We start from the raw sequence: 5,310 nt of genomic DNA on the forward strand, positions 1-5,310 counted from the left end.
TTCTGTCCCACCACTTGCGCGAAGTCCATGCGTATCAGCATAGTGGTACAGACGTACCAGTATAAGGCTCTACGGAGGCGCTATGACGGTGACGCGGCTGCGGCACTCCCGCGGCGTGCAGCGCCGCGCGCGTCAGCGCCTTGTCGCAGCAGGCCGCGACGGCGCCGGGAGGCCCCCCGGGCAGGCCGAAGACCTGGGCGACCTGTGCCGCCGGCACGATGTGCGGCTCGCTCCAGCTCAGCACTCCGCGGAGCGGCCCGGCGGCGGCGAGCCGCATCGCCCGCTCGGCCATCGCGGGACCGTTCCGGGTGTCGTCGATCCTCGTCCAGCCGGCGATGTGGTCGAGCTGCCAGGTCGGCGGCCGTTCGCAGAACAGGTGGACCCGGTGGCGTTCGGCGATCGACGCGAGCAGGTGCCCGCGGTACGGCCTGCCGCCGCTCTCGACGAGCAGCAGGAGGGGGCGTTCGTCCGCCCGGGCGTCGGACATCGGCGCATCCTTTCCCGGACGGGTCACTTCCGCCCGAACGTCATGCCGCCGGCGGGGGAAAGGGCGCCCGGAACCCTCCGGTGGAACCGGCCGGCGCCCACGGCGGTCGCCCGGCGGTCGCCGTCGATCTGGTGCAGGACGACCTCGCCCGTGCGGGGACACGCGTCCAGCATCAGCCCGTCGCCCGCGAAGAAGCCGACGTGCTGGACGGGCTCCTCCGGCGGCGCGAAGAACAGCAGGTCGCCCGGCTGCTCCTCCCCGGGCGGCACCCGGGTCGCGGCCTCGAACTGCGCGTGGGCGTCGCGGGGCACCGTCAGCCCGCACCGCCGGTACGCGGCGTGGACGAGGCCCGAGCAGTCGAACCCCCGCGGTGAGAGACCGCCCCACAGGAACGGCACGCCGAGGAAGCGCCTGGCCATCGCGAGGACGGACGCTCCGTCCGGCGTTCCGCGGGGCGCCTTCACGATGTCCCGCTCGGGGACCCGGTACCGTCCGGGCAGCCCGGGGACGGCCACGTCGCATACGCCGCCTCCCGGCTCGCCGAGGGAGATGAGCCCGGTGCCGAAGGCGACGCCGTCCAGCGGGACCCGCCCGTCGAGGACGGTCTCGACCGCGTCCACCATCACGCGCGGGCCGTCGGCGGGCGGCTCCGGCGACGCCGCCCGCGCGGCCGGCAACCAGCCGGGATAGCCGCGCGGGTCGCGCGTGCCCGACGGCTGCCCGACCGCGACGACCCGCAGCCAGCCGTCGCGGGTCTCGTCGACGAGCAGGGCGTCGCCGAGGAGCACCTGCGTCTCCGCCCGCTCCCGCTCGGGCGATGCCCACAGCGTCGCCAGCGGCACGGTGACCACCGCGCGCCGGGCCATCGGTCGGTAGCGGACCAGGCCGTTCCGGGACACGTCCCCATGCTCGGGCGGCGCCGGGCCGGAGGCCAGTCTCTCTTCTCGGTCGTACTTTCAGGGATGCGTCCGCCGGGTACCGGGCCATGGGGCGGTTCTGGCGTGGTGATGACCGGAACCGACAAGACTGGAGGTGGCGCGGGGGACAGGCTTGTCGTATGGATCTGAACAGGGCATCCGACTTCATGGCCACCCACGCGCGCCTCCTCGACCGCCGCCGCTTCGAGGTCCTCACCGGCGGCGGCGACCGGGAGGCGCTGCTGGCCGCGCTGAACGCCTACCGCAATGCCGACGGCGGCTACGGGTACGGCCTGGAACCCGACCTGCGGTCGCGGACGAGCCAGACCGGCGCCGCCCTGCACGCGCTGGAGGTCTTCGCCGAGCTGGCCCCGGTCACGGCGCCGCAGGCGGTCCAGCTGTGCGATTGGCTGGACGCGGTGAGCCTCCCGGACGGCGGGATCCCGTTCGCCGTGCCCGTCCCGGACGAGGCGGGCTGTGCGCCGTTCTGGACGGGCGCCGACCCGAAGGCGTCGTCGCTCCAGATCACCGCCGTGGTCGCGGCGATGGCACGGCGCGTGGCCGACGCCGACCCGGCCGTCGCGGGCCACCCCTGGCTCGCGCGGGCCGTCCGCTACTGCCTGGACGCCATGCGGGCGAAGACCGAGTTCCACGCCATCGAGCTGTCGTTCGCGCTGTGGCTGCTGGACGCCGTCCACGACACCGAGCCGGAGGCCGCCGAGTTGATCGAGCTGCTCGGCAGGAACATCCCTGAGAACGGGCACGTGCGCGTCCAGGGCGGGCTGGATGACGAGGCGATGCGCCCCCTCGACTTCGCGCCCTACCCGGACAGCCCCGTCCGGGCGCTGTTCGCGCCCGGCGTCGTGGAAGCCGACCTTGAGCGGCTCGACGCGGAGCAGCAGGACGACGGGGGCTGGCGGGTCGACTTCGCCAACTACTCGCCGGCGGCGGAGCTGGAGTGGCGCGGCTACGCGACCGTCAAGGCGGTCGCCATCCTCCTGCGCGCCGGAGCGGCCGCGTAGGGCGCCGGTCGACGGCGGCCGTCCGCGCCGCGGGGCCGGGCCCGCGTGAGAGCCTTGGGGCGCGGGTCACCACGGCACCGGAGGAGCGCGATGACCAACGGCCCCGGCTACACGCCGCTCACCCCCCTGGCCTTCCTCGCGCGGTCGGCGGAGGTCTTCCCCGGCAAGACGGCGTACGTGCACGGCGAGCGCCGCGCGTCCTACGCCGAGTTCGCCGCGGAGGCCACCCGGCTCGCGCACGCGCTGCGCGCCTCCGGCGTCCGGCCCGGCGACCGGGTGGCCTACCTCGCCCCGAACGTGCCGGAGCTGCTCGTCGCGCACTTCGCCGTGCCGCTCGCCGGCGCGGTCCTCGTCGCGGTCAACACGCGCCTCGCGCCCGAGGAGGTCCGCTACATCCTGGACCATTCGGACGCGAGGCTCCTCGTCGTCGACGCCGCGCTGCACCCCGCCGTCGCGCCGCTGGCCGGCGCGCTGCCCGAGACGGTCACGGTGCCCGCCCCCGGCGCCGAGCCCGACCCGGCCGTCGGCGGCATCGGCTACGCCGACCTGCTCGCGCGCGGCTCCGACGACCCGCTGCCGTGGAGCGTGGACGACGAGAACGCGCCCATCTCCATCAACTACACGTCCGGGACGACGGGCCGGCCGAAAGGCGTGGTCTACACGCACCGCGGCGCGTACCTGAACGCGCTCGGCGAGGTCATGCACTCCCAGCACGGCTCCGGCAGCGTCTACCTGTGGACGCTGCCGATGTTCCACTGCAACGGCTGGTGCACGCCGTGGGCGCTCGTCGCGATCGGCGGGACGCAGGTCTGCCTGCGGGCCGTCGTCGCCGCCGACATCTGGCGGCTCATCGACACCGAGGGCGTCACCCATCTGAACGGCGCCCCGACCGTCCTCGTCACCATCGCCAACGCGGCCGAGGCGCACCCGCTGGAGCGGCCCCTCGTCGTCACCACGGCGGGCGCGCCGCCCAGCCCGACGATCATCGGGCGGATGGAGGAGCTCGGCGCGCGGATCGTCCACGTGTACGGGCTGACCGAGACCTACGGGCCCTACTCGGTGTGCGAGCCGCAGCCGGGCTGGACGTCGCTGGCGGCGCCGGAGCGGGCGCGGCTGCTGGCCCGGCAGGGCGTCGGCATGATCCAGACGGACGGCCTGCGCATCGTCGACGACGCGATGGAGGACGTGCCCGCCGACGGCGCGACGCTCGGCGAGATCGTCATGCGCGGAAACAACGTCATGCAGGGGTACCACCGCGACGAGGAGGCCACCGCGAAGGCGTTCCGGGGCGGCTGGTTCCACTCCGGCGACCTCGGCGTCCGGCATCCCGACGGGTACGTCGAGCTGCGCGACCGCTCCAAGGACATCATCATCTCCGGCGGCGAGAACATCTCGACCGTGGAGGTGGAGCGCGCGATCGACTCGCATCCCGCCGTGCTGGAGGTCGCCGTCGTCGCCGTCCCGGACGACCGGTGGGGCGAGCGGCCGAAGGCGTTCGTCGTGCTGCGGGAGGGGCGCGCCGCGACCGAATCGGAGATCATCGAGCATGTCCGGGGCGGTCTCGCCCGGTACAAGGCCCCCGACGCCGTCGAGTTCGTCGCCGAGCTCCCCAAGACGTCCACCGGCAAGATCCAGAAGTTCCAGCTCCGCGAGAAGGAGTGGGCGGGGCGGGACCGCCGCGTCCAAGGCTGACACCGCCGCCACACCACCGCGCCGCGCGGGTGACGGACGCCGGTTCGGGGGAACGCTCGGAGGACGGCGAGGGATGCCGCCACCGAACGAGAGGAGGGCGGGATGTCGCCCACCGACGGGCCGGCCGGGAGGCCGTCCGGCAACGTGCTGATCGTGGGGGCGGGCCCGACCGGGCTCCTGCTGGCGGGGGACCTGGCGGCGGCCGGGGTGGCCTGCACCGTCCTGGAGCGGCGGGACGCCGAGACGAGCGCGCTGACCCGCGCGTTCGCCGTGCACGCGCGCACCCTGGAGCTGCTCGACGCGCGCGGGGTCGCCGACCGGCTCGTCGCGACCGGGCGGCGCGTCGGGCGGGTGCGGCTCGCCGGCGTCGCCCGCCTCCGCTTCGACCGCCTGCCCGGCCGCTTCCCGTACGTCCTGGTCACGCCCCAGTACGAGACCGAGCGGGTGCTGCGGGAACGGGCGCTCGACCGCGGCGCGGAGATCCTGTACGGCGCCGAGGCGGTCGGGCTGCGGCAGGACGCGGCGGGCGTCGACGTCGACGTCCGCATGGCCGCCGGGGGCACGCGGACCCTCCGGGCGTCCTACGTGGTCGGCGCCGACGGGGTGCGCAGCACGGTCCGGGACGCGGTCGGGCTGCCGTTCCCCGGCGAGGCCGTCCTCCGGTCGCTGATGCTGGCGGACGTGCGGCTGGAGAACGCGCCCGACGAGGCGTTCACCGCCGGCGCCTCCGCCGACGCCTTCGCGTTCGTCGCGCCGTTCGGCGACGGCTGGTACCGGGTGGGCGCGTGGAACCGGCGGCACCAGGCCCCCGACACCGAGCCCGTGGACGTCGGCGAGCTGCGGGAGGTGGTGCGGCGCGCGCTCGGCACCGACCTCGGCCTCGGCGAGCCCCGCTGGACGTCGCGGTTCCACAGCGAGGAGCGGCAGGTCCCGCGGTACCGGGTGGGGCGGGTCTTCCTCGCGGGCGACGCCGCGCACGTCCACTCCCCGGCGGGCGGGCAGGGGATGAACGTCGGCCTCCAGGACGCCGCGAACCTCGGCTGGAAGCTGGCCGCCGCGCTGCGCGGGCGGGCGCCGTCCTGGCTGCTCGACAGCTACCACGAGGAGCGGTACCCGGTCGGGCGGGCGGTGCTGCGCGGCAGCGGCGCGCTGCTGCGCGGCGTCACCGCGGAGCCGCGGGCGCTGCGGCTGG

The 5,310-nt window shown here is 75.3% G+C and carries 5 protein-coding genes; 3 read left to right on the forward strand and 2 right to left on the reverse strand.

Going from position 1 to position 5,310, the window contains the following annotated elements; translation table 11 throughout:
• Positions 1 to 34: 34 nt before the first annotated feature.
• Together E1300_RS47365 and E1300_RS47370 are read right to left on the reverse strand one after the other, a co-directional pair.
• A complete protein-coding gene (locus E1300_RS47365) occupies positions 35 to 487 on the reverse strand; it encodes an ATP-grasp domain-containing protein (protein WP_131763807.1) in 453 nt (150 codons plus the stop codon).
• A gap of 23 nt (positions 488 to 510) precedes the next feature.
• Complete coding sequence (locus E1300_RS47370; protein WP_207400410.1) at positions 511 to 1,386, reverse strand: C40 family peptidase; 876 nt, start codon at positions 1,384 to 1,386, stop codon at positions 511 to 513.
• A 158-nt stretch (positions 1,387 to 1,544) separates the two neighbouring features.
• On the opposite strand from E1300_RS47370, the gene E1300_RS47375 reads away from it, so the two are divergent.
• From E1300_RS47375 to E1300_RS47385, 3 genes are all read left to right on the forward strand, one after another.
• Positions 1,545 to 2,426: a prenyltransferase/squalene oxidase repeat-containing protein gene (locus E1300_RS47375; RefSeq protein ID WP_131763808.1), complete on the forward strand. Its 882-nt coding sequence runs from the start codon at positions 1,545 to 1,547 to the stop codon at positions 2,424 to 2,426.
• A gap of 90 nt (positions 2,427 to 2,516) precedes the next feature.
• On the forward strand, positions 2,517 to 4,118 hold the full coding sequence (locus tag E1300_RS47380) for an acyl--CoA ligase family protein (protein WP_131763809.1): 1,602 nt from the start codon (positions 2,517 to 2,519) through the stop codon (positions 4,116 to 4,118).
• Between the two features lie 102 nt (positions 4,119 to 4,220).
• On the forward strand, positions 4,221 to 5,310 hold a 1,090-nt coding region (locus E1300_RS47385; protein WP_131763810.1), incomplete at its 3' end, for an FAD-dependent monooxygenase.

Origin of the sequence: Actinomadura fibrosa (assembly GCF_900659615.1) — a bacterium.
GTDB lineage: Bacteria > Actinomycetota > Actinomycetes > Streptosporangiales > Streptosporangiaceae > Spirillospora > Spirillospora fibrosa.

Coding starts and splice junctions, on each gene's coding strand:
- E1300_RS47365 (WP_131763807.1), bottom strand. CDS start 487: ATGTCCGACGCCCGGGCGGACGAACGCCCCCTCCTGCTGCTCGTCGAG.
- E1300_RS47380 (WP_131763809.1), top strand. CDS start 2,517: ATGACCAACGGCCCCGGCTACACGCCGCTCACCCCCCTGGCCTTCCTC.
- E1300_RS47375 (WP_131763808.1), top strand. CDS start 1,545: ATGGATCTGAACAGGGCATCCGACTTCATGGCCACCCACGCGCGCCTC.